A 24,136-nucleotide genomic window follows, 5' to 3' on the forward strand; every position below is an offset into this window, starting at 1 on the left:
AGACGTCGTTTCTTATGGCGTGATCGTTCGTTGAGCCGTGCATGACGGATCTCGTTGAGCGACTTGTGCCGGACGAGTTGTGGGTGCTGTTCCGGCGGGTGGTGCCGCCCGCAGTGGTCACGCGCCCACAGGGCGGTGGCCGACGGCGGGCCGGTGACCGTGAAGCCCTGGCCGCGATCATTTTCGTGGCAACGTCGGGCTGCACCTGGCGGCAGCTGCCGCCGGTGTTTGGTCCCGCCTGGCCCACGGTCTACCGACGCTTCGCTCAGTGGAGCCGGGACCGGGTCTGGGCCCGGCTCTACCGCGTGATCCTCGACGAACTCGGAGCGCGGGGTGAACTGGACTGGTCGCGGTGCGCGATCGACTCCGTTAGCCTGCGGGCGGCAAAAGGGGGCCTTTGACGGGACCGAATCCGACCGACCGCGGCAAACTCGGATCGAAGATCCACCTGATCTGCGACCGGAACGGGCTGCCGCTGTCCCTGGGGATCTCCGGCGCGAACATGCACGACAGCCAGGGCCTGGAGCCGCTCGTGCGTGGCATCCCACCGATCCGGTCCCGCCGTGGGCCCCGGCGCCGGAAGCCGGCGAAGCTGCACGCGGACAAAGGCTACGACTACGACCACCTGCGGCGATGGCTGCGCCGACGGGGGATCCGCCATCGCATTGCCCGCAAGGGTGTCGAGTCCTCGCAACGGCTGGGCCGACATCGGTGGGTGGTTGAGCGAACTGTGTCCTGGCTGGCCGGTTGCCGACGCCTCCACCGCCGCTACGAACGGAAGGCCGAGCACTTCCTCGCCTTCGTCGGTATAGCCGCGACTCTCATCGGCTATCGCCGCTTGGCCAGCCTTCTCACGGCCTGAGCCGGTTCTGCTGCACGTCGAAGCAGACCAGCCCCATGGACTCCGCGACGGCCGCCGCGTAGGTTGATGCCTCCTCGGCCATGCTCCACCGCATGGGAAAGTAGATCAGCGGACCGCTGGCTTCGCTGATCAACGGCCCGGTTGACCAGGGCGAGGTGTCCTCCTCGTCCTCGGTCAGATCGCACCACCGCTCAAGCAGCGCAGCCACGTAGGCCGCGATGCGTTCGGACGGAGGCTCTTTTCCCTCGCTGCCGATGTACCGGTCGTACAGGTCGTCGAAGACCTCGCCGGCGGTCTTGTCATCCGCCGGCCTCTCGCCTTCCCAGACAGCAAGGTCGTAGCTCATGCCAGGAGGCTCTCATGCCGCTCGGACAGCCATAAGAAACGACGTCTTCGGCTCGGACTCCCCAGCCGTCCGCCTCGGCGGCGTCCACGCCCTGGCGGGCCTCGCCGACGACGCCCCGGACGTCAGCCTGCGCCAGACGTGCATCGACGTCCTGTGCGCCTACCTCCGGCTCCCCTACACCCCCGACCCCGGCCCTGCCGATCTGGAAGGCCACCACCGCTTCCTCGCCCTCCGCGAGGTCCGGCACACGATCCTGCGCCTCATCGGCGACCACTACCGCCGCCCCGAAGGAACCCACCGCTCCTGGCAAGGCTGCGACCTCGACCTCACCGGCATCACCATCGACGGCCACATGGACTTCGGTGGCGCGATGTTTGCCAGCGGTGAGGTGTCTTTCAGCGGCGCTGCATTCACCGATGGCACGGTGTCCTTCCATGGCGCGACGTTCTCCGGCGCCGAGGTGTTCTTCGGTGGCGCGACGTTCGCCAGCGGTTCGGTGTCCTTTCAGGATGCGACGTTCTCCGATGGCGAGGTGTCCTTCGCCCGTGCGACGTTCTCCGGCGGCAGAGTGCTCTTCGGGCGGGGGACGTTCGCTGGCGCCGCGGTGTCCTTCACTCAGGCGACGTTCTCCGGCGGCAGAGTGTTCTTCGGTGGCGCGATGTTTGCCAGCGGTGCGGTGTCTTTCAGCGGCGCTGCATTCACTGATGGCACGGTGTCCTTCCTTGGCGCGACGTTCGACGGCAGCGAGATGCTCTTCCACGACGCGACCTTCGCCGGTGGCGAGCTGTCCTTCCGCAGCGCGAGGGGGGCGGCTCCAAGCGACCTTCTCGCCGCCGTCGGCAGTCCTGTACCGGCGGCGGTGACGCTTCCCTCTGCGTGGGCCCCGACTTCATAGATCCACCAGGGGCGTATGCACGCTGCCGTCGCGCGCTGGCTGCTTCGCCGTCAGCCGTCGAGGATGCCCAGTGCCGAGTCGGCCCGGCAGTGTGTGCAGGCCTCCACACCCTCCGCCACAGCGCCCGCAGGCTCGGCCCGCGTGATGCCGCGCACTCGTCTGCCGGCCATGTGGCAGCCGCCGATGTGGACGTACAGGCGCGGCCGGTCGGCGCCGATGCCGGTCTCGATCATCCAGTCCGGCACCGGCGGGGCGGCCGCGACGCCGCGGCGTCGCTCGGCCTCCCGGCGCTCCAGGGCGGCGATGCGGTCGGTGACCCGCTGGAGGGAGAGCTGGAGCCACATCTCCAGTACGCGGAGCCGGTCGACGTCCGGCGGCAGATCCGTCACGGCCTGGCCCTTCGTCATCCGGCGTGCCGGTAGGTCGCGGCCGGCCCGGCGGTGCGGGGCCCGAACCGCTTGTTGAGCTGGTCGACTGCCTTCTCGGCGCTCAGCCGGTGCGCGCGCTCCGGCTCGAAGGAGAGCTGCTCGGCGACGGCGGAAGCATCGACCAGGTCGTCGCACCGCAGGGCCAGGCCCCGCACCCGGGCGCGCTGGAGGCCAAGGGAGGCGAGCAGGTCGTAGCCGAGGTCGCGCAGGTCGTCGGTGTGTGCCGAGGCGCCGAGCGGCAGGCGGCGGCTGCGCTGGATCTGGTTGCCGCCCGCGAACGTCACGGTGAGGGTGAGACCGCGGGCGGCCTGGCGGCGGCCGCGGACCCGCTCGCCCAGCTCGACGGCGAGCGACAGTAGGACCGAGCGCAGCAGCTCGGGCGCGAGGGTGTCGGTGGGCAGGCGGCGCTGCGCGCTGGTGCTGCGGGGCAGGTCGGTGGCGACGACCTTGCGGTGGTCGACGCCTCTGGCCCGCTCGCGCAGCTCCCGGCCGGCGCGGCCGCCGACGACGCGCTGCACCGTTGCCTCGGGCAGGTGGGCGAGCAGTCCGATGGTGTGGATGCCGTAGGAGGTCAGGGTGTGCTCCTGCGCCGGGCCGATCCCGTCGAGGCGGCCGACCGGAAGGGGGTGCAGCCAGCCGGTCACCTCGTGCGGGGCGACGACGAGCACGCCCCCGTTCTCGGCGGCGGCCGCGCGCGACGCCATGGCAGCGACGGACCACGACGGGCCGACGCCCACCAGCAGCGGGACGCCGGCGTGCGCGAGGACCCGGGTGCGCAGCATCCGCGCCACCTCGCCGGGGCCGCGGTTGTGGTAGCGCAGGCTGCCGGTGACGTCGGCGATGAGCGCGGTGGGCGGCAGGACCTGGACGACCGGGGTCACGTCCTGGGCCAGGTCGATCACCTGCTGGCACCGGCCGGGGTCGACCTCGCGGGGCCACCTGACGTGCAGCAGCGCCCGGTTGCGGTGGAGCTCCGTCACGGCGATCCGCCTCCTGCCCGTCCCTCGCGGGCCGGGGCGCGCAGCTCGCCGAGGCTGCCGCCCGCCCCGGCCGGACTCGACCAGTACGGGTGGGCCGCCACCCGGGACGACAGGCGGATGACCCGTCGGCGCAGTTCCGTCGATCCGCCCGGGGCGGACCGGGCGAGCCGTGCGTAGGCCCGGACCAGGTCCTGCTGGGTCTCGATCAGGTCGTGCGGAAACCGGGTGTGCGCCATACCCCGAGTAAAACACCTGTTCGATTTTGGCTGCCACTCCGAACACAATCGTTCCCGTCAAGATCGGCGAGTGACCCTCGTCCAGCGCACGGTCTGACCGTCCCCCGGATGCTGAGACAGGAACGTCTGCAATCCCGGGGGAGCGCCCACGAACAGCCGCAACCGGACGGTGTGCGGGCTGCATCATGTCGGGCATGAGACTTCAGATAGCCCGCCGCCAGGCCGGTCGGCGGGGCCTACGCCTGTGGAACGTCGGCGTCGTCCTGGCGTTAGCCTTCACCGCCGCCCTCCTGGTCGCCGGGTTCGTGTTCAACACCGGCTGGGACCTCCTCGGCGCGAAGAAGCTGAAGACGCAATCAGAGATCGACTCCAAAACGCTGTTCGACCTGGTGAAGCTGTCGTTCGGTGTCGTGGCCGGCGCCGGTGCCCTCGTCGCCCTGGTCGTGGCCTACCGCCGCCAGCGCGTCGACGAGGACGGCGCCCTGCGCGACGCCACCCGCCTGCACACCGAACGCTTCACCGCCGCGGTCTCCCAACTCGGCGACGAATCCGCCGCCGTCCGCCTCGGCGGCGTCCACGCCCTCGCCGGCCTCGCCGACGACGCACCCACCCGCGAACTCCGCCAGACCTGCGTCGACGTCCTGTGCGCCTACCTCCGCCTCCCCTACACCCCCCAGGCCGACCTGCTCCCCAACGACACCGAGGCCCAACACGCCTACCTCTCCCTCCGAGAAGTCCGGCACACCGTCATCCGCCTCATCCGCGACCACCTCCGCCTCCCCACCGACCACCAGCACTCATGGGGCGAACTCCACCTCGACTTCACCGGCGTCGTCTTCGACGGCGGCGACTTCTCCGGGGCGAAGTTCTCCGGCGGCACGGTCAGCTTCTCCGGGGCGGTGTTCTCCGGCGGCACGGTCAGCTTCTCCGGGGCGGTGTTCTCCGGCGCCAGGGTTGACTTCGGCGGGGCTAAGTTCTCCGGCGCCAGGGTCGACTTCGGCGGGGCTAAGTTCTCCGGCGGCTGGGTCGACTTCGACGTGGCGAAGTTCTCCGGCCGCTGGGTCGACTTCGGCGGGGCGAAGTTCTCCGGCGCCAGGGTCGACTTCTCCTCGGCGAAGTTCTCCGGCGCTAGGGTCGACTTCGCCGCGGCGGTGTTCTCCGGCGGCACGGTCAGGTTTTCAGGGGTGGTTTCCTCCGGCGGCAGGGTCAGCTTCGTCGGGGCAAAGTTCTCCGGCGCCAGGGTCGACTTCATCACGGCGGCGTTCTCCGGCGGCGCGGTCGACTTCGGCAGGGCGGTGTTCTCCGGCGGCGCGGTCGACTTCGGCAGGGCGGTGTTCTCCGGCGGCGCGGTCGACTTCGGCGGGGCGACGTTCTCCAACAACACGGTCAACTTCAGCGGGGCGACGTTCTCCGGCGGCACGGTCGACCTCAGCAGGGTGTCGGGGGCAGCCCCGCACGGTCTGCCTAGCTCGCCCCCCGCAGGGCTCCTCTTGCCCACCCCGTGAAAGCGCTGGTGGATGCAACGCCGGGTTCCCCGTCGCTTCTCACGGCCAGACCAACTCGCTGCCATCCGCCTGGTCGGTGAGTCGCTGCCCAGGCCGTCACGGACGGCGTGGAGGCGTGCTCGCACTGCCGCGCCGACGCCGCCCTAGGCGGCCGTGTCCCGGCCGTGGCCAGCTCGTTGGACCGGGCGGTGTGGTCAGGGCCTGGCGTGGCCCTCCGTGCCGCGGCGGGGCCCCGCCCAGCTTCGACACCTGTCAGGGGCCCCGCCCCCGCGGTGCCGCCCGGATGCGACCTGACGCGCGCCCGGTCGGCACCCGGGCACCGGCCTACGGCGCCGTGGAGTAGGTGACGATCGTGGTCTCGCACGCCTCGGCGAACACCGCGAGGGTCTCCTGCTCCGCCTGGTCGACCGACAGGCCCCAGCGGAGCTTCGTGCCGACCCACTCGCCGACGTACCGGCAGTGCTGGTCCCCGGCCGGCGGCATCCACTCGGCCGGGTCCTTGTCCGCCTTCGACCTGTTCGACCGCGCGGTCACCGCGACGAGCGAGGTGTGCGCACCCTGGTCGTTCGCGTACGCCTCCCGGCGCTGCGCAGTCCAGGCACTGGCCCCCGAGTCCCAGCTCTCGGCTAGCGGCACGACGTGGTCGATGTCCAGGGAGCCCGCGGCCGTCACCGTCTGCCCGTCGTAGTACGACAGCCACGAGCCACCGGTGATCGTGCAGTTCGGGCCGACCTCCGGCGCGACCACGGCCTCGGCCAGGAGGACCTCCTGACGCGTGTTGCAGCCGTCGCCGGCGTCGTCGCCGCCGTTCCAGTGCCGGAACGAGGAGCGGGTGTAGCCGGTACGGTCCTCGACCGCGACGGGCAGCAGCTCGACCGCGGCCGCGAGGGGCACGGCCTCCAGCGCGTGGACCGGGGCGGCCGTTGCGACGAGCGGGACAAGGGTCAGGGCGAGCGCGGTGCAGCCGCGCAGCAAGTTCTTGATCACGCCCGTGTTGATACCGGCCCGGGCCGACCGCGTGCCGTCCCCGGCGTGTTTCGTCACCCGGACGGGAGACCACGTTCACCTGCTGAAACGTCCCCGCTTCACCCGCTGCGGCCTACCGGACGCGGGTGATGGTCACCACGGCGTGCCTCGTGGTCCCGGTCAGCGCCTCGACGAGGAACTCGGCCGGGGTGCCGGTGTAGGTCTGGCCGTCGTGGGTGCGCCCCCGGCGCCCGGCGCCAGCCGGCTGGAGGTAGTGCGCGGCCGCGGCCGCGAGCGGGCCGGTCAGGCGCTGCGAGAGGGCGACCTGGCCGTCCGGGCGGCGGACGGCGAGCGCCCGCGGCCGGGACCGGGCGCCGGTGTAGCCGACGACCACCAGGTCCTCGACCTCCGCGTGACGGATCTTCTGCCAGTCACGGGATCCACCCCGATAGGGGCTGCTGGCCCGCTTGGCCACGATGCCCTCGACGCCTTGGGCCTGGAGGGCGTCGTACCAGACGAGAGCGGTCTCGTAGTCGTCCGTGGCCGGGAGCGCCTGGATCGGGGGCCCGAGATCACCGACGAGATCCAGCAGCAGGCCGCGCCTCTCCATATACGGCCGTGATCGGACGTTGCCCAGCTCAGGGTGCACACGGACGTCCCAGACGGGGTACGACGCCGGCAGGTGCTCGGCAAGCGCCCGCGCCCGAGGCACGGAGGAGTTGGCGCGGGCCTGCACCGCGGCGAAGTCGAGTCGGCCGTCCCGCCAGATCACCGCCTCACCGTCCAGCACGGTCCCAGGCGGGAGCCGCATCCCGGCCAGCGCCAGGTCCATCCACACGGACGTGACGATCCGCCCGGACCGCGCCTGGAGGATCACGGACTCCTCGGTGCGGATCATCGCGACCCGGTGGCCGTCCATTTTCGGCTCGTACCACCAGCCTTCTCCGCGCGGGAGCTGCGGCACGGCCCGGGCCAGGGCGAGCGACACGACGGCGTCCATGCGATCACCCTCACCCCGCGCGGGCCCGGCTGCACCCCTGCCAGCCGCTCGACGGCGACCAGGGCCTCCCCGCGATCCCGGCCCAGCGCAAGGCACGCCGTGCGTACGAGAACCGCGTGAGCACGCTCACACCCGGGCCATGATCACCGGCTTGGCGTTAATCGCTGTGCCAATGTTCCCCGAGGCCGCACTCAGAACCGCTGGAAGACCGCCTCTACCAGGCGCACGTCGGGATCGTTGCTGTTCTTGTTCCGGCACCACCGGCTCACTGCGTCCGCGAATTCCGAGAATTGGATGTAGTTGTCCCAGTTCTGGTCCGCGCCGAGGAAGTCCTCATGCGCTGCCTCGATCGCTTCCATGCTGGTACCGCCGTGCTTTTGCAGGAAGTGGTAGTACTCCCTTGGGCCGATGAGCCCGTCGCCGTCGGCGTCGATCGCCTCGAAGGCGGCCTGCATCTTCTCCTGGCTGATGTCCACGCTGCCACTCATCGCTGATGCCTCTCTGCATCCGGTTCATTACTCTCCGTGGAGAGTAAAATCAGCGCACACCGGTGTTCGGCAGGCTCGCCCGAACCCGAGCCCGCCGGAGTAGCGTCAGGGATGCCTCACCCGTCGGTTCAGCGCTGAGCCTCCTTCGGAAAACTCGAACCCACGGCCTTTGGACATGCGCACCAGGACGTCCCGGGCCGCGAGCGCGTCACCGGCCGCACGGTGACCGCCCCCGAGACGCAGCCAGCGGGGCGAGCCGAGCCACGCGGCGTACGCCTCCATGAGGCAGTACCAGCTCTCGTAGGGCTCCAGGCTGGCAGAAGCCCGTCACCGCGGCGGCGCGGGTGGGCGCGAGCCGCGCGTACTCGCGCAGCGGGGACGGCTTGCCCTTGCCCACGCCCCGGGCGGCCTCCCAGTCAACGCCGGGCATGTCCCGCAGGTCGCGGACATCTCCGAGCCGGTAGAGCACCACGGTCACCGATCGCCGTCGGCCGACCTCCTTCTCGTAGGTCTCGGCGGGCTCGACCCATCCGGCCGCCTGCACCAAGCCACCGCGGAGCACGCTGCGCTGAACAGCTCGGCCGGCGGATCGCGAACCAGCCCTGATCATCGGCCGAGGAACAAACCGGCCCCCTGCCCCACGGAGTTGATCTCACTCCAGACTGGGGAATCGCGAGCAGGTGTGGGGCCACCCCTGAGCAGGGGGTGGCCGATTTCAAAGAGCGTCATCAGGGCCACGAAGCTCACATCGCCTCTCCGCCTGCCGTGAGACGGCGATGCCACCAGAGGTCAGCACGCCACTGCCGACGATCGGCGAAGGGATCAGGCAGAGTGCGGTCGAGGTATGTGGCGTCCAGGGAGGCCACCCGGTGTTTCAGCTCGGCGCGGGACCGGAAGGGCAGCTCTTGCAAAACTTCTTCGAGCACGTCACGGGCGTGACGCACGTCGTCGAATGAGCATCCGCGGCATGAGCAGTGGGCATCCTGGGGATACAAAGGCCGCCGCCCCGGCGGCTGCAGGAACGCTTGATATCGCCGCAGTGCGCGGGCAGTTGAACCAGGGAAGACGTAGTAGTCGCCCGAGAGGCGCTCTACTCGGTGTATTGCCAGGCTGGTACGGGCGGAGAGCCCGTGGATCCGAGTCGGCGGCGGGTCCTCCCAGATGCGAGGACCATGGTGCTGGGCGCGCAGGTCGCCGGGCCGCCTACGCGGCATCGGCCCTTCGGATCGTGGTCATGGCCGACATCCTGCCAGCCCCACGCCTACGCAGCCAGGGATTAACGGGACAGCCCTTAGACGTCGTTTCTTATGGCGTGATCGTTCGTTGAGCCGTGCATGACGGATCTCGTTGAGCGACTTGTGCCGGACGAGTTGTGGGTGCTGTTCCGGCGGGTGGTGCCGCCCGCAGTGGTCACGCGCCCACAGGGCGGTGGCCGACGGCGGGCCGGTGACCGTGAAGCCCTGGCCGCGATCATTTTCGTGGCAACGTCGGGCTGCACCTGGCGGCAGCTGCCGCCGGTGTTTGGTCCCGCCTGGCCCACGGTCTACCGACGCTTCGCTCAGTGGAGCCGGGACCGGGTCTGGGCCCGGCGGCCGGGGGGAACGCTGTCGGCGCACGGCCGTACCCTGTCCTCAGGACGCGGGGCCCACGACTCCCTTCAGGAGGAGCGATGTTGCACCGCCGCGTCCCCGCAGCTCAGTTCATCGGCCGCAAGCTCGGTGACCTCTACGAGACTCTCCTCGGCGGCCAGGATCCCGACGCCCTGCACCGCCTGCTGGCCACCGTGCTCGCGGACATCTGCTGCCCGCCCTCCGGCGGGACGGTCTCCTGGCTCACCGCCTACGACGCCGTCTGGCAGCGGCCCCTGCCGCACAAGGCGGATTGGCTCCTGGACCAGCGCGGCCGGCCGGCGCCCCTCCCCTGCCACCTCACCGGTCCCGCCCTGCGCCGCGCGCGGGCGGCGCAGCGGATCGCCGTCCGGATCCGGCGCGAGGCGCGGCACTTGCCGCTCGGTCTCCAGGGCTGATCGCCCCCGGGCGCCGGGTGCAGTTGGCAGCGGGCTGCGGTCGCTTTCTCGTGCTCCTGGTGCTCGTCATCGGCGGCGCCGGCGCAGGAAGACGGCCGCGAGGTCGGGCAGCGCGCGCACCACGGAGACGGTGTCCGTGCGACGTGCCCGCAGGAGCGCGACGACGCACACCACGGTCAGGCAGATCACGCCGAGCGCGAGGATCAGCGGCAGAGCGAAAAGCATCGCCGGGTCAAAGGTCATGGGGTCCTCCACAGGTAGAAAAAAGTCGTCCCACCCGGACCGGCCCGGGGCGGTGGGAGCACGTTGGAGGACCGGGCACCAAGCCCCGCAACCCTCCTCACTGTGGAGGTAGAGAGTCGATTGCCAGCAGCCGGCCCTTCATCCCCTGGGAGTTCTCTCGCGGCACCGGCGACGGGGCGGTGGCGGACCGCGGCCGGAACCGGTCCTCAGGCAGCAACGGGCACGGCTTCCGCAGGCTGTGAGGCCGGGCGTCCGCCCGCGACAACTGCACATGTGCTGGGCAGCCGGCGGGTGCGGGACTGGCGGATCCGCTTCTGCCGACGCCTGGACAACTCGTTGTAGCGGAAGGCTCGCTGCCCGCTGCTCAGGTGATGCCAAGGGCCGCGGCGGCGCCGCAGTGCGAACACGCCTCGACACCATCGGTCGCGGCCCGGGCCGCGACCTCGCGGGTGACGGCGTGCACGCGTTTGCCGGCCATGTGGCGGCCGCCGACATGGAGGTAGGGGCGGGGCCGGTCGGCGCCGATACCGGTCTCGACCACCCAGTCCGGCACCGGCGGCACGGCTGCGAGGCCGCGGCGGTGCTCGGCCTCCTGGCGCTCCAGGTCGGCGATGCGGTCCCGGACGCGCTGGAGGGAAAGCTGGAGCCATAGCTCCAGGACGCGGAGCCGGTCAGTGTCCGGGGGCAGGTCCCGCACGTTCCGGTCCTTGGTCATCCGGCGTGCCGGTAGGTGGCGGCGGGTCCGACGGTGCGGGGCCCGAACCGCTTGTTGAGCTGGTCGACGGCCTTCTCGGCGGTCAGCCGGTGCGCGCGCTCCGGCTCGAAGGAGAGCTGCTCGGCGACGTGGGCGGCGTTGACGAGGTCGTCGCACCGCAGCGCCAGGCCGCGTACCCGGGCGCGCTGGAGGCCGAGGGAGGAGAGCAGGTCGTAGACGAGGTCGCGCAGGTCGTCGGTGTGTGCCGAGGCGCCGAGCGGCAGGCGGCGGCTGCGCTCGACCTGGCTGCCGCCCGCGAAGACCACGGTGAGAGTGAGCCCGCGGGCCGCCTGCGCGCGGCCGCGCAGCCGCTCCCCCAGCTCGACGGCGAGCGACAGCACCACGGAGCGCAGCAGCTCAGGTGCGAGGGTGTCGGCCGGCAGGCAGCGCTGTGCGCTGGTGCTGCGGGGCAGGTCGGTGGCGACGACGGTGCGGTGGTCGATGCCGCGGGCGCGCTCGCGCAGTTGGCGGCCGGCGCGGCCGCCGACGAGGCGCTGGACGGTGGCTTCGGGGAGGTGGGCGAGCAGGCCGATGGTGTGGACGCCGTAGGAGGTCAGGGTGCGCTCCTGCGCCGGGCCGATCCCGTCCAGCGCGCGGACGGGCTGCGGGTGCAGCCAGGCGGTCACCTCGTGCGGGTCGACGCCGAGCACGCCCCCGTCCTCGGCGGCGTCGGTGGCGGCCGCGCGGGAGGCCATGGCCGCGACAGACCAGGACGGGCCGACGCCCACGAGCAGCGGGACGCCGCACCGGGCGAGGACCCGGGTGCGCAGCATCCGCGCGACCTCTGCGGGGCCGCGCCGGTAATAGCGCAGGCTGCCGGTGACGTCGGCGATCAGCGCGGCGGGCGGCAGGACCTGAACCACCGGGGTGACGTCCTGGGCCATCTCGACCACCTGCCGGTACACGGCGGGGTCGATATCGCGGGGGCACCTGACGTGCAGCAGCACGGGGCTGCAGTGGAGCCCCGTCATGGCGATCCGCCTCCTGCCGAGTCTGCGCGGGCCTGCGCGCGCAGCTCGCCGAGGCTGGCGCCCGCGCCGGCCGAGCTGGACCAGTACGGGTGGGCCAGAACCTGGGCCGACAGGCGGATGACCCGCCGCCGCAAAGCTGTGCTGCCGCCCGGCCCCGCGGGCCTGGCAAGGCGTGCGTACGCCCGGTCCAGATCCTGCTGGGTCTCGATCAGCTCGTGCGGGTAACGGGTCTGCGCCATACCCCGAGTAAAACACTTGTTCGATTTTTTCGGCCACTCCGGATCCCGGCCGCGGCCCCGGCCCTGCATTCGGCGCAGGTGCCTCCTCCCCCATTGCCCGGCCCTGGTGCACCACGGGAGCCGGGCGGTGTTCTCGCCGCGCCTGCCTCGTTGGACCCGGCGGCGCGGTCAGGGCCTGGCGGGCTCTGCGCGCCGCGGCGGCGGCGGGCTCTGCGCGCCGCGGCGGGGCCCCGGACGGCTTCGACACTGCAAGGGGCCCCGCCCCGCGTCCGCCGCCCGGGCGCACCTGACACGCGCCCGGGCCGGCACCCGGACACCGGTCTACGGCGCGGCGGTGTAGTTCACCACCGTCGTCTCGCACGTCTCGCCGTAGACCTCCAGCGTCGCCAGCTCGGCCTCATCGATCGCCAATCCCCAGCGCAGCTTCGTCCCCACCCACTCACCGATGTACCGGCAGTGGACATCGGCGGCCGGCGGCAGCCACTCCGCCGGGTCCCGATCCGCCTTCGCACGGTTCGACCGGGCCGTCACCGCAACCAACGAAGTCGCGGCGCCCTGGTCGTTCGCGTACGCCTCCCGGCGCGCGGGCGTCCACGAGCTGGCCCCCGAGTCCCACGCCTCGGCCAGCGGCACCATGTGGTCGATGTCGAGGGAACCGGCCACGGTGACCGTCTGTCCGTCGTAGTAGCTGGTCCACGATCCGCCGCTAATGGCGCAGCCAGGGCCGACCTCCGGCGCCACGGTTGCCTCGGCGATGAGCACCTCGGCGCGAGTGTTGCAGCCGTCGCCGGCGTCGTCGCCCGAGTTCCAGTGCTTGAACGAGGTGCGGGTGTAGCCGGTGCGCTCCTCTACGACCACGGGCAGCAGCTCGACAGCGTCGGCGAGCGGCACGGTCTCCAGGGCCTGGGCCGGTGCGGCGGTGGTCAGCGGGGCGAGGGCGAGAGTGAGCGCGGTGAGCCCGCGCACGAGGTTCGTGATCATGAGGACGTGGATACCGGCCGTGTCCGCCGTGACGGAAGCGCTCGGCGCACCCTCTACCCGAGCGGGTGAGTGCTTTCACCTGGTGAAACGTTCCACGAAGACGCACCGCTCAGCGAGGCCTTGAGCTGAGTCCGTCGCAGGGCGACGGTCGCTCTTCCATGGCTTCCTTCGGCCTCTGCTCCAGGAACCGCGGCTACTTGAGCAGACGTGGTAACCACTGAACCGTTCCGGACGAGGCTCACCACGTGAGGCCTACTTCTTTAGGGGAAGACGATGCGGCTGGCGTCGTTGAGCGGCGACGACATCGCCAAAATGCTGGCGATCCTGCTGATGTTCAGCGGCTTCGGCTATGCGATCGGCGCCTGGATCGACCACGAGCAGGCAAAGGATCCGACGCGCTCCGCCCTCACCATCCTTGCCGAAATTGCCGGGGTTGTCGGCCTTGTGATCGCCGTCATCCAGATCGCCACGGACTGAAGAACTCTCCTGCGGCGTCACGTCCGACACTGCAGGGGTCGACAGCACCCGCCGCATGGAGAGGCCGAGCGCCGCATGCAGGCGTAGGTGCGATCCCCTGCTCCGTGAACCCCCGGCTGGGACAGGACGTAGTCGTCGGCGCCAACGTCCGGGGCGTGTTCCCGCGTACCCCTTGCGGAGCACTAGCTTCGACTGTGCATCATCGACATCAGCAGCCTGTGGGTCTCATCGTCGGCGGCGACCACAAGCCCGTGACCCGCCTCACCAATCGGGGCACCGTCGATCCCGGTGACAACGCAGCCAGCAGCCCGACACACAGCGATACCGGCCGCGAAGTGAACGCTCCTGGAGAGGTCCCCGCCGTCGGTGACATACGCGGCGCGCTTGCCAGCAGCGACCCAGGTCAGCGCCAGGGTCGTGGACACGACCCGCGGCCGGAAACGTTCGACGAATTCAGGGTGGGTCAGCAGATCCACGGCCCGGTATCCGGGCGCACTCGGGAACGGCGGAACCAGGTTGACGTCCACCAATCGGGTAGCGGGCGAGGGCATCAGCACGACGTCGTCGGTCCCGTCACGCCGCACCCAGGCGGTCTCCCCGTCGGTGAAGAAGACCTCGCCGCTGAACGGGTCGGCCACCGCCGCCGCCCCATCGCGCAGCGCCACATTGACGGCCACCAGCATGCTCCCGACGGCGTAGTTCAGCGTGCCGCACAGGGGATCCACCAACCACTGGCGCACAGCGTCGGCGGCGCCCTGCTGCCCGCCTTCCTCGCCGAGCACCGCGTCATCGGGCCGTGCGGCACGAATGACGTCAAGGATCGTCTTCTCGGCCTCCACATCAGCGGCGGTGGCAAAGTCCCCGCCCCCCTTGTCGATGCGGGTGAGCCGCTGGCCGTACATGGTGCGGACCACGTCCGCGCCGGCCCGCGCCCCGGCTATTGCGACGGCAGCATCGTCGGAACTCGCATATGAGTTGATCACGCCGTGCAGACTATCGAGGCGAGGTCACCGCCCCGGCGAACCTTCCTGGTCAGAGCACTAGCGGCACAATGTGGTCGATATCGGAGGAACCGGCGACGCTCACCGTCTGGTTGTCGTGGCAGCTCGTACACGATCCGCCGCTGACTGGGCAGCCGGGCTCGACCTCAGGCGCCACCGCGGCCTCGGCGAGGAGCACCTCCTGGCGGGTGTTGCAGCCGTCGTCGGCATCGTCGCCCGAGTTCCAGTGCTTGAACGAGGTGCGGATGTAGCCGGTGCGGTCCTCGGGGACGACGGGCAGCAGCTCGACGGCGTGGGCGAGCGGCACGGTCTCCATGGCTTGGGCCGGTGTGGCGGTGGTCAGCGGGGCGAGAGTGAGCGCGGTGAGCCCGCGCACGAGGTTCGTGATCATGGATGTGGATACCGGCCGTGTCTGGCGTGGCAGTAGCGCCCGGCTTGCACTACCCGAACGGGTAAGTGCTTTCACCTGGTGAGAGGTTCCGCGACGGCGGGCGGACGTGACGTTCCGCGTGCGGTGTGTCCGGGGCTGAGTGGTCCAGGTGCCGGCTGGGGGCTGATGGCGTCGATGCCGGCGGGTCCGTCCCGGCGTGTGGTGCCCGTCAGGTTCCGGCATGCGGTGCTGGTCTGGCGGAGCGATATCTGGCCGACGTTCGGTGTCGCTCGGTGAGCGGCTCCGGGTGTCGGTGCTCTCCGCTACGGTCTTCGAGGTCCTCGCGCGTGGGGGCTTGAGCCGCTCCCGCCTGACCTCTAAGCCTGGTCAGGCGGGAGCGGTGATGCTCTGTCCCTGTTGTTCTCGGCACGGGACAGAGCCCTTCCGGATGGGAAGGCCGACACCTGGAGGTGTCCTGCATCCATTGACGTGGGTCTCCCGTGGGATTGCAAGGCCAACTGGGAACTTCTACCCGGCTGACGGACTGGTCGGGCGTCCTGCGTCCCGGAACGGTCATCTTTGTGCGCTTTGGGCTCGGTCTGCGACTGCCATTGTTCCGTGAATTCATGATCACGTGGCGTTACAACTCCGGTGTGCTCCAAGCTGGTTGCCCTTCCCCCGGAGAGCGGATTCGGCACCCGTGAACCGTGGGGCTTCGGATGGGAACCGATACCTATGGAGCTGCACATGACCCTCAATCAGATACTGATCATCGCGCTCGCGGCGCTTGCAGGGAGCATCGCGATGGCCGCCGCGGGACAGACTGCCACGATCGCGGCGCTGGCCCCTCTCGTCGTCCTGGTCGTGCAGCAGATCCCGCGCGGGACCCGCCGCCCGTCCCGGGGCGCGGCAAACGGCCGCGGGGACGGCACCTCCGGCGAGGAGGGCAGCGCACTGTGACGACTCCCCTGGAGCCGCCGGCGCAGCCGGCTCCTGTGCGGCCTGGCCGCAAGCTCGGGCCGATCGTGGACGGCGTGGGCAGCGTTCACCGGGCATGGCTGGAGCCTCTGCGGTCGGCCTACCTCGGCAGCGGGCTGACCATGAGCCACCTCAGCGTGATGGTGCCGCTGGCGAAGTCGAAGATCTCGGAGCTCCTGCGCGGGATCGGGCACTACCCACGGTGGGAGATCATCTTCAGTCTGTCGCAGCCACTGGAGGTGCCCAGCTGGCCCCTGTACCGGCTGTGGCGCCAGGCTGCGCTGGAGGCCAGGAAGTCCTCGGACTGGGTGGAGCAGTCGACCGACAGGGCGTCGGTGACCACGTCCCAGTCCCCTCCGCTCGACCATTGGGCGTTTCGGGAGACGGTGGAGAACATGTACCGGCTGTATGCGCAGGTCTTCCTCGACGACGACCAGCGGGACACCGCCATCTCCAACACGTTCGACATCCTGTGGCTGAGCTGGAACGACGCGCTGGCCAGCCCCGACATCCGGCGGTTCGCCTGGCAGGCGCTGCGCGCCACCGTCATGTCCCGTACGCCGCACATCGACGGCCGGCCCGAGTTCGGGGCCGCGGCCTTCGACACGATCGCGCTGCAGCAGCTGGACACCGAAGCGGACCAGGCCCATCAGATGGCGGAGAGCCTCCAGCTCTTCAAGGCCATGAGCTGGCTCCCCGAACAGCAGCTCGACGTCATGATCATGCGCCGCTCCTACGCCTTCCTCCCCGAGGAGGTGTCCGCGCTGCTCGGTGTGCCGCTGGCCGTCGTCCTGTCCAGCGAGCGGCACGCCACCCACTTTCTGGAGAGCGTCATCTGCCCGTCGACCGAGACCGAAGGGACAACCGCATGACACGCATCGAAGAGATCCTCTCCCGGGCCCTGCTGGTCCGGGACCGCTCCGTACCCCGGGACATCGTGCCGCCCGCCAAAGCCACGTACCCCGACCAAGGCCCTGGCGTTCCCATCGCCATGTCGGGGACGACGACACCCGTGTCCTCCGCCGCTGCGAAGGACCTGCGGGCCCTGTGCGAGACGCTGGTGACCCACGCGCCCGCGAACGACGTCGCGGACTTCGTCACCGAGCAGGTCCCCGAGCCCCGCAGCGCCATGATCCTCGCCTGCGTCCTCCAGCTCACGGACACTGACGACGGGGCCCGCTACTGGTGGCAGTACGCCTGGGGCGCCGGGCAGAGTGCGGCCGCCTACTGCCTCTACCTGCACCACCTCTCCCAGGGAGAGGCGCATCTGGCCGCGTGGTGGCACCGGCACACCGACGACGCTCGCACCGAGGCACCGCCGGGTCCCGACCCGTCGTCGGAGCCGGCCCAGACCTGGCATCCAGCCAATCAGCAGGTCACCAAGGCCTCCACCACCACCATGCTCCGTGTACTGCAGCACCTCGCGAAGCACACCACACGCACCTACTCCGCCGTGCTCGTCGAACTCATGGAATACATCCCCACCGCTGTCGCGTCCGGATACCTCCGTCAGCCCGACTGGGAGATGCCCCTGCCCGGCCCGGACTTCTCTGCCCGCGTCGCCCACCTCCTGGACGCCGCCACCAAACAGCCCGACACGCGGCGACCCAGCCTCCCGGCCCGCACCCCCTCGCGCACCCCGCATCCCACACCCGCAGCCCAGCAGCCGGCACCCACAGACGAACCCGAGCCGCATGCCCTGTCCACGGGCATCCGCGATACGGCGGCCCGCTAGAAACGGCAGTCCCCCGGCGACGGTGACGTGCCGGGGCTGGCCGGGCAGAGAGGGCCGCTGCCGGAGGCAGCGGCCGGCTGCTACACCTCGATGAACGCGACCACGACCACGGTGCGCAGCGCGGTGACCCAGTACACGAGCCGGACGTGTTCGACGTCGTCGGTGTACTGGCGCAGCTGGGGACCGGTGCTGTCGCCCGGGAGCGGTTCGCCGGCGTCGGGGTCCACGGACAGGACGACCAGGGAGCGGTCCAGGGCGTGCAGTTCGGCTTCGCTGGTGATGGCGTCCAACTGCTTGGCGGCGGAGTCGGAGAACGCGATCCGGGCCCGGCGCCGGCCGGGCGGTGCGGGCATCAGGCGACGGCCGGGCGCTGGGCGGCGAGCCGGGCGAGATGCTGCTCACGCAGCTCTTCCCACGGTATGCAGTCCTCTGCCGCGGGCAGGCCGTTGGCGGCGATGTCCTCCAGGACAGCGGCGAGCTGGTCGGCGCTCTCGCGGGTCCGGGCCGCGTACGCGCGCACGCCTTCGGCGGCAGCAGGTGTCAACTGCTGCCGGGCGGCGGTGTCGGCAGGGGCCGGCTGGTCACTCATCGAGTCCTCCCCAAACAGGCACTGAGCTCGTGTCACCACGGTAACCCCGGACAGCACCGCCAGAAGCGCAGTCAGACACTCGAGCGGCAGCAGAAGGAACTCGTCGTGGTCGTCCTGACACAGCAGGCAGGACGACCGCGGTCGCCAGGACTGGTGGTGCCCGGTGGAGAACCCCCGCGTCGGCAGGGAGGACGGCCAGGGCGTCACCGCGGCGCCACCACCGTTCGGAGCACCCCCGCGTCGGCGGGGAGGACGCGAGCGCGGTGTCGACCTCGCCGAGCGTCTCCGGAGCACCCCCGCGTCGGCGGGGAGGACCGGGACAGGGTGAGCGCCCCACCTCCGTAGACCGGAGCACCCCCGCGTCGGCGGGGAGGACGCCTCGATGACCACGCCGTCAGCCCGTGCCGCCGGCACCCCGCGTCGGCGGGGAGGACATCACGAAGGCCAAGCCCGGTGACCTGATCTACGGAGCACCCACGCGTCGGCGGGGAGGACATCGACTGGATGAGGTTCCACGGGGCGTCCGCCGGAGCACCCCCGCGTCGGCGGGGAGGACCGCGACGACCAGCTGCCCGACCGACTCGACCGCCGGAGCACCCCCGCGTCGGCGGGGAGGACACGATGAGTTGGTGGCGAGCCGCTCCAGGTGGCGGAGCACCCCCGCGTCGGCGGGGAGGACCGGCGCACGGATGAACACGGGAGCCCGGTCGGCGGAGCACCCCCGCGTCGGCGGGGAGGACACCTTCGCCGTCAGCCCGGCCGCCATGGCGTGCGGAGCACCCCCGCGTCGACGGGGAGGACGTGTACGTGATGAGGCGCGTGTAGCCGAGGGCCGGAGCACCCCCGCGTCGGCGGGGAGGACCCCGCCGACGCGGGGGTGCTCCGCTCCTTCACGGACGGCAGGGCGTCCCCATGCGAGGCGCCCCCGCTACGGCGGCGGGGAGGATTCTCTGAGGGCGAGCTATAGCCGTGCGCTTCGCGGAGCACCCCTGCGTTGGCGGGGAGGACTCTTCCTCGGAGTTTCCCGCGCGCCCGCCGGTGAGCTCATCGAGCGGGAGCGATACTGAGCAGTCCGCATCCGTAAGCCTTTCCCCGTCCGATTCCTTTGGCGAGCTTTTCGCGAAGCATTTCGGCGTCGAGGATTCTGGCTGTTCCGTCGAATTGTGTGCGTGCATGTTGGATTCGCTGCTCTGCCGCAGCGCCTTCGGAGCCTCGACGGCCGCGTACCATGGCGAGCGGGTGCGCGTTGATGTTCAGCGGTTCCAACCCGCTTGCGTTGGACTGACGTTCCCACCATTCAATGGCGGCGTTTCCGCTCAAGGCGACGATTGGCGGGAGACTGTCAGCTTGCCGGGTGGTAGCTCGTGGTTTGCGAACCGGGTTGGCCACGCATCGGTAGTTTACGACCATTCCCTTTTGCAGGTGTGACAGCAAGGTGTCAAGCGATCGCGTTTCGATGCTGCCGTAGCCGTCTGGCAGGCGCGAGGGATTGGGTTGCATGTGGCTCTGCAGCAGGATTTGCGGTCCCCGTGGGGTCTCCTCGGCGCGGAACAAGATTCCGAATGTGAAACGGGCTGGGCCTTGGACGCCGTCGGGGAACATTTGCAGCATGCGTTTGTGCAATCGGATTCCATTATCGTTGCCGCCGAGGTCTCGGCGGGCTTCGCGTGAACTGGGCGAGGGCACGATGCGGGTCAGCAACAAGGTCACCGTGCACTCCTCTCTGACGTGGCGAAATGTATTTCGATATATTTTTGGAGATTTTCCAGATAGCTGGTGCCAAATCCTGCGTGTGGGGCGTCGGGGAGGGTCACGGCGCGCCTGTAGAGCGGTCGGGGTCGATATCGGCGTTCCAGCGGCTCGAACGACAGCGGCTCGTCGGTGACTTCACCACTGTGGTGATCACCGTCACCACGGTCTGGAGCGTCAGGGTCAACAGGCAGCTGACCGAGGGGCTTGTCGCTGTAGAAGTCGGTCGGCTGCAGACCATGGCGCGGGCCTTTTGTTGCGAGCGGCAGCCGTACCAGGTGGTGCAGAGGATTTTCTACGTTTCCCAAGAGAACAGGACCCTCGGGCGGGCAGGACCGACGGCCTAGAAACAGGGGCCAGTACGGGTCCCGTAGGGCGCCAGCGCATAGGTGAAGCAGCTCTGCGTTGTCGGAGGTGAGCGCGAGGGTGAAAGCCGCGTCAGCGAGGTACTGGCGTTTGGACACCAGCGTGCCTTTTCCTTCGGGCCTGCGCTTTCCGTCCACGGTGATCACTTGCTCGTCTGCGGGCAGCCCGCCGCCTACGGTGTGGAAGTCGGACAGGACAACGCCGGGGCGGTCGACTCGTACTGTCATCGACAGCGAGGCGAGGTCGTCGAGGGGTGCTCCGCGCTCCCGCCCGAGAGCCGCGGCGAGCATGCCGACGACGCCGGATCGGGTGGGGAATCTGGCTGTGTCACGCCAGAGGTATTTGCTGTGCGTGCCCCAGGACTGCAGGGGGCCGGCCAGGCGCAAGAGCAGTCCGCGGGGTTGGTTCTCGGTCATTGCGGCGCCTGGGCCAGGGCAGCGTCGACGGCGGCGGTGACGAGAGCGTCGAAGGACGAGTGGCGCTGTCCGAGGTGCTCGAGTTTGTCGAAGTGGAGGGAAGCGTGTGCGGTGTGCAGGAGGCGGTCCGGGCCGAGGAGGATGTTTGCGGCCTTGGAGTAGGCGTCGATGCTTGCCACGGAGCGCGTGGCGTAGCCGCCCTGTTGAGCGGATCGTACGGGCTCCTCGAAGGCTGCGGCGAAGGACAGGGGCCGGTCGGAGCGGACTGCGACGTGGACCAGGTGGGGGATCGAGTGCGGGGCGGTGGAGTTCTTCTTGGCCTGGGGCAGTGACTCGATGAAGGAGCGCAGGAACTGGCCGGCGAGCTCGCGTGCGGCGCTGGCGGCGATGTCGTTGTCGTCGCTCAGGTTCTTGGCGAGTTCGTGGAGGTCGATTGTGGCGAACCGGTACAGGGTGCCGGTGCTGAACTCGGCGGTGCCCATGTGGCCGCTGCCGGTTTCGTCGCCCTTCGCTGCGGTGACGTCGTCGACGGCTGCGAAGTAGTCGAGTTCGACCTCAGTGGTGTGTGTGGTGAAGGCGTGTGCGACCTGGACGGCGCCGTCGACATTGGCCTGGTCGACCTCGGCGAGCATGCGGCCGAAAAGGTTGATGACGCCGTTCCTTTTGATGATAATGTTGTCGATCTTCCCTTTCAGTGCACTTTCGGGCTTCTTCTTTTCTTTGCCGGTGAAGTCGGTCGTGATCGCCTCCTTGTGGGCTTCGGCGATGTCAGCCAGTTCCTCGATGGCGTCTTCGGGGAGGTAGATGAGGGCGTTGGTCAGGACCTTGTTGGTGATGTGCTGCTTGTCTTTCCCTTTGGCCACCTCCCATTTGATGCTGCTCCCGGCCGCGACATGCGCACCGGCACGGTCGGCCAACGCGTCATCCCAGCCGCGGTGGCGGAGTGCTTCGGCGACCCGCTCGCCGATGCGGCGGGTGCGCAGCGTGTTGTCTTCGAGGGCGTCCTGGAGATGCTCGCGGATCGCACGCTTCCAGGACTGGCTGGAGATGCGGGTGCGCAGGGCATCGCCGTAGAGCATGGTCTTCACCGAGTTGGTGTCGTCCCGGTTCAGGTTCGCGTAGGGGATGGACTGGATGACGTGGATGTCGATGAAGCGTGGCTTGCGGGCCATCAGGGAACTCCTGTGGGTTAAGGGGGTCAGCCCTTGTCGGCTGAGGCGGTGATCCGGTAGAAGTCCTGCAGCCAGCGGCGGCTGATGCGCCCTGACTGGTACGGCCAGTTGATGAGGTCTGCCAGCAGTTGTCCCCAGTCGATGGTGGCGTCGGTGGTGCGCACCTGATTGACCGCTGCGGGGAGGTGGAGATGGATGCCGCGCAGGCTCTGCCGTGTCAGGAGGTTGATGCGGCTTTCTGCGGCGCTCTTGCGCATGGAAGCGCCCTTCGCGATGACGGCTTGGCCAAGAGTGGCACCGAAGGAGGTCCCGTACGGGGGGATCTCCGCGGAGGCGGCCGCCTCGGCCGGTTCTCCGCCGTTCTCGAGTAGCTGCTCATCCTGCTCCGCGGCAGTGGCTTCGTCGTCGTTGGGTTCGGGCGCGAAGGTGTGCCGGGGCTGGGCTGCAATGAGCGAGGCCACGGTGTAGTGGGCCTGCGCTGTTCGGTCATCGCACTGTTCTGGCAGGAGCGGGGTCAGCAGTCGGTGCATGGGGCGGGCGCGCGGGTGGTCCAGATCGCGGCGCAGGCCCGAGCGCAGGGCCGCGCGGGCTCCGGGGTCCTCACGGCACAGGTGCTCGACATCCCGCACGAAGGTGGCGTACGTGGTGCGCGTCTTGTGGCGCTTGTTCGGTTCCGCGGCGTGGGTGGTCACTGCCTGTCCTCAAGTTGGTGGGCGATGGTCACGGCTACTTGGCCGATCTGTTCGTCCTGGCCTTCGCCATCGCCTTGTACGGGTCGGCCAGGGCGGCGAGGATGAGCGCCTTTGCCTTGGTGACGGCCTTCGCGCCCCGTGTTGTACGTGTCACGGAGTCGGTCACCGACTCGTAGGCATTGAGTGCGTGCCGCCCGAAAGCCCTGCATGCGGCTTCGACGTCGAATTCGCAGTCCGCAGCACCGCTTGAGCGGGGCAGCTTCCGGAACCTGGACCAGAACTCGTCCTCCGCCGACGGCCAGTAGCGTGCCGCTACCGCGTCCAGCCAGGCTCCGGGGTCGTTCTTCTTGTCATCCGTGTACGTCAGCCAGGCTTCCTTCGTGGCCTGCTCCAGCCGGCTCCCGAAGAGCTCGCCAAGTTCACGGAGCTGGCGAACGGGCAGGTCGGTGCTCATCGCCTCTTCCTCGACTCGGGAGAGCAGTACCGGGGTGGTGGAGTCGACGAGCTGGTAGTTGGCCGCTTGACTGGTGTCCTGTTCGAAGCCGAGCGCCCGTACTCGTAGGTACTCGCTGACGTCGAAGGCGTGGTCCATCACCTTCGGCTGGATGGGGCTTGCGTCGTCCAGCTGTTTGAGCAGTAGGGCGTCAACGTCCCGCCAGAGGGATCGGGAGGAGCGTGCAAGCCGGGGGAAGGTCTCTCCGTCCTTGCCGATGTCCCAGATGAGGTAGTCGTCTTCCGGCCGGATCCGCTCGGCGTTGTAAGCCCAGGTGATGTATGCGTCGGCGGTGTGCCGGCCGTCCGGGGCGGGGACGAGGTACAGGGCGTGCTGCGAGCAGGCGGTGAGTCGTGAGCAGGGGCCCTGTGGTTCGGGCATCGGTTTGAGCGGGTCGGGGAGGTCGTCGCGCTCCCACGGGCACAGGTCGACCTGCCGGCTGACGTCGCCGTCCGGTGGGGTCAGGCCCGCCAGCAGCGTCAGGAAGAGGTTGTCGCACTCCGGGTGGTACGACAGTGCGGCCCGCAGTGGTGATGCCTTCGCATAGTGGTGGCTCACCTCCTCGACTGCGCGCCTCGAGAGGGCGCCGGGGGCTCCCCAGTAGTGCCAGGTCAGCAGCGACAGCGCTGTCTGCGAAAGGTCGGGGAGCACATGTTTGTCATGGCTCCAGTGCCCGAACCAGGACTGGTTGTTGCCCGCTGCCCGGCTCATGACCAGCTTGTGGACCCCGGCAGTCTGGTTCCTGTCGCACTGGTCGGGGAGGCGAGGGTCCTGGAGCCAGGGGCGATCGCGATCGAACAGGTCGAAGCGGTGGGTCCACTGGTCGAAGTAGCCGGCGATGCCGGCCCTGCGGCCGGCGGGAAGTTCAATGCTTCGCTCAGGAAAGCCCTGCTCGAGGACTTCCTCCCGCCGATCACCCCAGCTTCCGGGACCGGCCTCGTCCAAAGCGGTGATCCGGGCGGTGAGCGCGTACAGCACGCGCAGCAGCGCCGAGTGAGCCGGAGCCTCCGGAATCAGCAGCGTGCGAATGTCCTGGGCCTGCAGGAACAGGCTCCTTAAGCCCACTCTCGGTGGCCCTGACTTCCCCTCCAGCCACGCAACCGGGATCCATGGCTCATCGATCAGATTGAACGCAGGCGTTGACACGCCCCTCCCCCCATGGTCGAACGTCCACCGAA

The 24,136-nt window shown here is 69.8% G+C and carries 29 protein-coding genes, 1 pseudogene and 1 CRISPR repeat array; of the genes and pseudogenes, 9 read left to right on the top strand and 21 right to left on the bottom strand.

The window, feature by feature from the left end; genetic code table 11:
* Positions 1-41: 41 nt before the first annotated feature.
* Positions 42-862 (top strand): IS5 family transposase gene (locus EAO77_RS19340; RefSeq protein WP_147989551.1). Its coding sequence is split into 2 segments (ribosomal slippage): positions 42-389 and positions 392-862, totalling 819 coding nucleotides; the frame shifts between segments, so codons are not numbered across the junction.
* Here the strand turns inward: EAO77_RS19340 and EAO77_RS19345 are convergent.
* The gene (locus tag EAO77_RS19345; protein ID WP_147989552.1) at positions 852-1,208 is read right to left on the bottom strand and encodes a hypothetical protein; all 357 of its coding nucleotides are present in this window, start codon (positions 1,206-1,208) and stop codon (positions 852-854) included. The two genes, EAO77_RS19340 and EAO77_RS19345, sit on opposite strands and share 11 nt — an antisense overlap.
* On the opposite strand from EAO77_RS19345, the gene EAO77_RS19350 reads away from it, so the two are divergent.
* Entirely contained in the window at positions 1,207-2,103 is an 897-nt protein-coding gene (locus EAO77_RS19350) for a pentapeptide repeat-containing protein (RefSeq protein ID WP_147989553.1), read from the top strand. The two genes, EAO77_RS19345 and EAO77_RS19350, sit on opposite strands and share 2 nt — an antisense overlap.
* 50 nt (positions 2,104-2,153) lie before the next feature.
* Here the strand turns inward: EAO77_RS19350 and EAO77_RS19355 are convergent, their stop codons facing one another.
* From EAO77_RS19355 to EAO77_RS19365, 3 genes are read right to left on the bottom strand one after another with little or no spacing between them, the layout of a single operon-like run.
* Entirely contained in the window at positions 2,154-2,510 is a 357-nt protein-coding gene (locus tag EAO77_RS19355) for a DUF6233 domain-containing protein (protein WP_261994032.1), read from the bottom strand.
* Positions 2,507-3,511, bottom strand: coding sequence for a hypothetical protein (locus EAO77_RS19360; RefSeq protein ID WP_147989554.1), 1,005 nt, complete (start codon positions 3,509-3,511; stop codon positions 2,507-2,509). Before EAO77_RS19360 ends, EAO77_RS19355 begins: the two co-directional genes overlap by 4 nt.
* Positions 3,508-3,747: a hypothetical protein gene (locus EAO77_RS19365; RefSeq protein ID WP_147989555.1), complete on the bottom strand. Its 240-nt coding sequence runs from the start codon at positions 3,745-3,747 to the stop codon at positions 3,508-3,510. Before EAO77_RS19365 ends, EAO77_RS19360 begins: the two co-directional genes overlap by 4 nt.
* Positions 3,748-3,941: 194 nt before the next feature.
* On the opposite strand from EAO77_RS19365, the gene EAO77_RS19370 reads away from it, so the two are divergent.
* Complete coding sequence (locus tag EAO77_RS19370; protein WP_147989556.1) at positions 3,942-5,252, top strand: pentapeptide repeat-containing protein; 1,311 nt, start codon at positions 3,942-3,944, stop codon at positions 5,250-5,252.
* Between the two features lie 324 nt (positions 5,253-5,576).
* On the opposite strand, the gene EAO77_RS19375 is transcribed toward EAO77_RS19370, so the two are convergent.
* The 3 genes from EAO77_RS19375 to EAO77_RS19390 form a co-directional block, all read right to left on the bottom strand.
* Complete coding sequence (locus EAO77_RS19375) at positions 5,577-6,239, bottom strand: HNH endonuclease family protein (RefSeq protein ID WP_147989557.1); 663 nt, start codon at positions 6,237-6,239, stop codon at positions 5,577-5,579.
* 112 nt (positions 6,240-6,351) lie between these two features.
* On the bottom strand, positions 6,352-7,218 hold the full coding sequence (locus EAO77_RS19380) for a DNA ligase (RefSeq protein WP_147989558.1): 867 nt from the start codon (positions 7,216-7,218) through the stop codon (positions 6,352-6,354).
* Positions 7,219-7,409: 191 nt separating this feature from the next.
* Entirely contained in the window at positions 7,410-7,694 is a 285-nt protein-coding gene (locus tag EAO77_RS19390) for an EF-hand domain-containing protein (protein WP_187283312.1), read from the bottom strand.
* A 1,346-nt stretch (positions 7,695-9,040) separates the two neighbouring features.
* Between EAO77_RS19390 and EAO77_RS19405 the strand changes: the two are divergent.
* Positions 9,041-9,295 (top strand): annotated as a pseudogene (locus EAO77_RS19405) (transposase); the annotation flags it as partial.
* An 80-nt stretch (positions 9,296-9,375) separates the two neighbouring features.
* Positions 9,376-9,732, top strand: a complete 357-nt coding sequence (locus EAO77_RS19410; protein WP_147989561.1) for a hypothetical protein — start codon at positions 9,376-9,378, stop codon at positions 9,730-9,732.
* Positions 9,733-9,798: 66 nt separating this feature from the next.
* Here the strand turns inward: EAO77_RS19410 and EAO77_RS38695 are convergent, their stop codons facing one another.
* The 5 genes from EAO77_RS38695 to EAO77_RS19430 form a co-directional block, all read right to left on the bottom strand.
* A complete protein-coding gene (locus EAO77_RS38695) occupies positions 9,799-9,975 on the bottom strand; it encodes a hypothetical protein (RefSeq protein ID WP_187283313.1) in 177 nt (58 codons plus the stop codon).
* A gap of 364 nt (positions 9,976-10,339) precedes the next feature.
* A complete protein-coding gene (locus EAO77_RS19415; RefSeq protein WP_261994033.1) occupies positions 10,340-10,690 on the bottom strand; it encodes a DUF6233 domain-containing protein in 351 nt (116 codons plus the stop codon).
* Positions 10,687-11,700 (bottom strand): hypothetical protein, encoded by a 1,014-nt coding sequence (locus tag EAO77_RS19420; RefSeq protein ID WP_147989562.1) that lies wholly within the window; start codon positions 11,698-11,700, stop codon positions 10,687-10,689. The genes EAO77_RS19415 and EAO77_RS19420 overlap by 4 nt, the downstream gene beginning before the upstream one ends.
* A complete protein-coding gene (locus EAO77_RS19425) occupies positions 11,697-11,939 on the bottom strand; it encodes a hypothetical protein (protein WP_147989563.1) in 243 nt (80 codons plus the stop codon). Before EAO77_RS19425 ends, EAO77_RS19420 begins: the two co-directional genes overlap by 4 nt.
* Before the next feature lie 321 nt (positions 11,940-12,260).
* Positions 12,261-12,920, bottom strand: a complete 660-nt coding sequence (locus EAO77_RS19430) for an HNH endonuclease family protein (RefSeq protein ID WP_147989564.1) — start codon at positions 12,918-12,920, stop codon at positions 12,261-12,263.
* 273 nt (positions 12,921-13,193) lie between these two features.
* Between EAO77_RS19430 and EAO77_RS19435 the strand changes: the two genes are divergently transcribed.
* Positions 13,194-13,397, top strand: a complete 204-nt coding sequence (locus EAO77_RS19435) for a hypothetical protein (protein ID WP_147989565.1) — start codon at positions 13,194-13,196, stop codon at positions 13,395-13,397.
* Positions 13,398-13,579: 182 nt separating this feature from the next.
* On the opposite strand, the gene EAO77_RS19440 is transcribed toward EAO77_RS19435, so the two are convergent.
* Positions 13,580-14,380, bottom strand: a complete 801-nt coding sequence (locus tag EAO77_RS19440; RefSeq protein WP_147989566.1) for an inositol monophosphatase family protein — start codon at positions 14,378-14,380, stop codon at positions 13,580-13,582.
* A 49-nt stretch (positions 14,381-14,429) separates the two neighbouring features.
* A complete protein-coding gene (locus EAO77_RS19445) occupies positions 14,430-14,789 on the bottom strand; it encodes a hypothetical protein (RefSeq protein ID WP_147989567.1) in 360 nt (119 codons plus the stop codon).
* A gap of 726 nt (positions 14,790-15,515) precedes the next feature.
* Between EAO77_RS19445 and EAO77_RS19450 the strand changes: the two genes are divergently transcribed.
* From EAO77_RS19450 to EAO77_RS19460, 3 genes are all read left to right on the top strand, one after another.
* Positions 15,516-15,728: a hypothetical protein gene (locus tag EAO77_RS19450; protein WP_147989568.1), complete on the top strand. Its 213-nt coding sequence runs from the start codon at positions 15,516-15,518 to the stop codon at positions 15,726-15,728.
* Between the two features lie 74 nt (positions 15,729-15,802).
* Positions 15,803-16,618, top strand: a complete 816-nt coding sequence (locus EAO77_RS19455; RefSeq protein ID WP_261994034.1) for a sigma-70 family RNA polymerase sigma factor — start codon at positions 15,803-15,805, stop codon at positions 16,616-16,618.
* Positions 16,615-17,481 carry a hypothetical protein gene (locus EAO77_RS19460; protein WP_147989570.1) on the top strand — a complete coding sequence of 289 codons (867 nt, stop codon included), beginning with the start codon at positions 16,615-16,617 and terminating at the stop codon, positions 17,479-17,481. Before EAO77_RS19455 ends, EAO77_RS19460 begins: the two co-directional genes overlap by 4 nt.
* Positions 17,482-17,561: 80 nt before the next feature.
* Here the strand turns inward: EAO77_RS19460 and EAO77_RS19465 are convergent, their stop codons facing one another.
* From EAO77_RS19465 to casA, 7 genes are all read right to left on the bottom strand, one after another.
* Positions 17,562-17,834: a hypothetical protein gene (locus EAO77_RS19465; RefSeq protein WP_147989571.1), complete on the bottom strand. Its 273-nt coding sequence runs from the start codon at positions 17,832-17,834 to the stop codon at positions 17,562-17,564.
* On the bottom strand, positions 17,834-18,070 hold the full coding sequence (locus tag EAO77_RS19470; RefSeq protein ID WP_147989572.1) for a hypothetical protein: 237 nt from the start codon (positions 18,068-18,070) through the stop codon (positions 17,834-17,836). The genes EAO77_RS19465 and EAO77_RS19470 overlap by 1 nt, the downstream gene beginning before the upstream one ends.
* Positions 18,071-18,234: 164 nt before the next feature.
* Positions 18,235-18,932: a CRISPR direct-repeat array (repeat unit 29 nt; unit sequence CGGAGCACCCCCGCGTCGGCGGGGAGGAC).
* A gap of 182 nt (positions 18,933-19,114) precedes the next feature.
* Positions 19,115-19,780, bottom strand: a complete 666-nt coding sequence (gene cas6e / locus EAO77_RS19475) for a type I-E CRISPR-associated protein Cas6/Cse3/CasE (protein WP_147989573.1) — start codon at positions 19,778-19,780, stop codon at positions 19,115-19,117.
* On the bottom strand, positions 19,777-20,601 hold the full coding sequence (cas5e, locus tag EAO77_RS19480; protein WP_147989574.1) for a type I-E CRISPR-associated protein Cas5/CasD: 825 nt from the start codon (positions 20,599-20,601) through the stop codon (positions 19,777-19,779). The genes cas6e and cas5e overlap by 4 nt, the downstream gene beginning before the upstream one ends.
* The gene (cas7e, locus tag EAO77_RS19485) at positions 20,598-21,773 is read right to left on the bottom strand and encodes a type I-E CRISPR-associated protein Cas7/Cse4/CasC (RefSeq protein ID WP_147989575.1); all 1,176 of its coding nucleotides are present in this window, start codon (positions 21,771-21,773) and stop codon (positions 20,598-20,600) included. The genes cas5e and cas7e overlap by 4 nt, the downstream gene beginning before the upstream one ends.
* Before the next feature lie 26 nt (positions 21,774-21,799).
* Positions 21,800-22,465: a type I-E CRISPR-associated protein Cse2/CasB gene (gene casB / locus EAO77_RS19490; RefSeq protein WP_147989576.1), complete on the bottom strand. Its 666-nt coding sequence runs from the start codon at positions 22,463-22,465 to the stop codon at positions 21,800-21,802.
* Between the two features lie 34 nt (positions 22,466-22,499).
* A complete protein-coding gene (gene casA, locus EAO77_RS19495) occupies positions 22,500-24,104 on the bottom strand; it encodes a type I-E CRISPR-associated protein Cse1/CasA (protein ID WP_147989577.1) in 1,605 nt (534 codons plus the stop codon).
* Positions 24,105-24,136: the final 32 nt, after the last annotated feature.

Origin of the sequence: Streptomyces sp. T39 (genome assembly GCF_008042045.1) — a bacterium.
Classification (GTDB): Bacteria; Actinomycetota; Actinomycetes; order Streptomycetales; family Streptomycetaceae; genus Streptomyces.

What these genes read in the sequence shown, in the direction of transcription:
- EAO77_RS19350 (WP_147989553.1), top strand. Translation starts at nt 1,207, where the DNA reads ATGCCAGGAGGCTCTCATGCCGCTCGGACAGCCATAAGAAACGACGTC.
- EAO77_RS19345 (WP_147989552.1), bottom strand. Translation starts at nt 1,208, where the DNA reads ATGAGCTACGACCTTGCTGTCTGGGAAGGCGAGAGGCCGGCGGATGAC.
- EAO77_RS19355 (WP_261994032.1), bottom strand. Translation starts at nt 2,510, where the DNA reads ATGACGAAGGGCCAGGCCGTGACGGATCTGCCGCCGGACGTCGACCGG.
- EAO77_RS19365 (WP_147989555.1), bottom strand. Translation starts at nt 3,747, where the DNA reads ATGGCGCACACCCGGTTTCCGCACGACCTGATCGAGACCCAGCAGGAC.
- EAO77_RS19370 (WP_147989556.1), top strand. Translation starts at nt 3,942, where the DNA reads ATGAGACTTCAGATAGCCCGCCGCCAGGCCGGTCGGCGGGGCCTACGC.
- EAO77_RS19380 (WP_147989558.1), bottom strand. Translation starts at nt 7,218, where the DNA reads ATGGACGCCGTCGTGTCGCTCGCCCTGGCCCGGGCCGTGCCGCAGCTC.
- EAO77_RS19410 (WP_147989561.1), top strand. Translation starts at nt 9,376, where the DNA reads ATGTTGCACCGCCGCGTCCCCGCAGCTCAGTTCATCGGCCGCAAGCTC.
- EAO77_RS38695 (WP_187283313.1), bottom strand. Translation starts at nt 9,975, where the DNA reads ATGACCTTTGACCCGGCGATGCTTTTCGCTCTGCCGCTGATCCTCGCG.
- EAO77_RS19415 (WP_261994033.1), bottom strand. Translation starts at nt 10,690, where the DNA reads ATGACCAAGGACCGGAACGTGCGGGACCTGCCCCCGGACACTGACCGG.
- EAO77_RS19420 (WP_147989562.1), bottom strand. Translation starts at nt 11,700, where the DNA reads ATGACGGGGCTCCACTGCAGCCCCGTGCTGCTGCACGTCAGGTGCCCC.
- EAO77_RS19425 (WP_147989563.1), bottom strand. Translation starts at nt 11,939, where the DNA reads ATGGCGCAGACCCGTTACCCGCACGAGCTGATCGAGACCCAGCAGGAT.
- EAO77_RS19430 (WP_147989564.1), bottom strand. Translation starts at nt 12,920, where the DNA reads ATGATCACGAACCTCGTGCGCGGGCTCACCGCGCTCACTCTCGCCCTC.
- EAO77_RS19435 (WP_147989565.1), top strand. Translation starts at nt 13,194, where the DNA reads ATGCGGCTGGCGTCGTTGAGCGGCGACGACATCGCCAAAATGCTGGCG.
- EAO77_RS19445 (WP_147989567.1), bottom strand. Translation starts at nt 14,789, where the DNA reads ATGATCACGAACCTCGTGCGCGGGCTCACCGCGCTCACTCTCGCCCCG.
- EAO77_RS19450 (WP_147989568.1), top strand. Translation starts at nt 15,516, where the DNA reads ATGACCCTCAATCAGATACTGATCATCGCGCTCGCGGCGCTTGCAGGG.
- EAO77_RS19460 (WP_147989570.1), top strand. Translation starts at nt 16,615, where the DNA reads ATGACACGCATCGAAGAGATCCTCTCCCGGGCCCTGCTGGTCCGGGAC.
- EAO77_RS19465 (WP_147989571.1), bottom strand. Translation starts at nt 17,834, where the DNA reads ATGCCCGCACCGCCCGGCCGGCGCCGGGCCCGGATCGCGTTCTCCGAC.
- EAO77_RS19470 (WP_147989572.1), bottom strand. Translation starts at nt 18,070, where the DNA reads ATGAGTGACCAGCCGGCCCCTGCCGACACCGCCGCCCGGCAGCAGTTG.
- cas5e (WP_147989574.1), bottom strand. Translation starts at nt 20,601, where the DNA reads ATGACCGAGAACCAACCCCGCGGACTGCTCTTGCGCCTGGCCGGCCCC.
- cas7e (WP_147989575.1), bottom strand. Translation starts at nt 21,773, where the DNA reads ATGGCCCGCAAGCCACGCTTCATCGACATCCACGTCATCCAGTCCATC.